The sequence below is a fragment of the Rahnella sp. P4_A8 genome, assembly GCF_056402435.1.
This window is the reverse complement of sequence record NZ_JBFUHK010000359.1, coordinates 1-637: the sequence shown is the minus strand read 5'-3', so window position 1 is coordinate 637 and position 637 is coordinate 1. Positions and strand designations below refer to the sequence as shown.

Annotated in this window: 1 protein-coding gene and 1 pseudogene; one reads left to right on the top strand and one right to left on the bottom strand. The window is 44.7% G+C overall.

Annotated features, from left to right (window positions below; genetic code table 11):
* Window positions 1-118, top strand: a pseudogene (locus tag AC1DUO_RS25985) (type I pantothenate kinase); the annotation flags it as partial.
* A gap of 52 nt (window positions 119-170) precedes the next feature.
* Here the strand turns inward: AC1DUO_RS25985 and AC1DUO_RS25980 are convergent.
* A partial coding sequence (locus AC1DUO_RS25980) for a biotin--[acetyl-CoA-carboxylase] ligase (protein WP_477989616.1) occupies window positions 171-637 on the bottom strand: 467 nt, incomplete at its 5' end.

Genomic DNA, 637 nt, shown 5'->3' with positions numbered 1-637 from the left:
GAATGAGATTAATGGTTTGAATTTAAAGGAGAACATTCTCCCAACCCGTGAAAGAGCCAGCCTAATCTTGACGAAAAGTGCTAATCACGCTGTTGAAAGTGTTCGGCTGAGAAAATAAATTTACTGTCGTTAACGAATAAAGGAGAGCCTGATACTCTCCTTTATTTTAGTCAGATACCGCGCAGTGAAATCTCACCGCCAATATAAGGTTTAACTACCGCATCCTGTTCAAGCAACAAAGCACCCTGCGGATCAATCCCGCGCTCGATACCATGAATTTCCTGGTCACCGATGAGTAACTTAACCTGACGATCAAGGAAATTATCTAAACCACGCCAGCGGGGAATAAAAGGTGCTAATCCTTCCTGTTCGAAATGTAATAATGCTGACCTTAACTCTTTCAGCAGCATTGCTGTGAGTTCATTGCGGTCAATATTAACACCCGCCTCCTGCAAATTTATCCATCCCTGAGTGATGGCGTCAGAAGCCGGTTCACGCATTTTGAGGTTAATGCCCGCGCCGATAACCAACTGTGCCGCATCGCCGGTTTTACCTGTCAGTTCAACCAGTATCCCAGCCAGCTTACGGTCATTAAGATAAAGATCATTTGGCCATTTCACCCGTACATCTTTAGCTC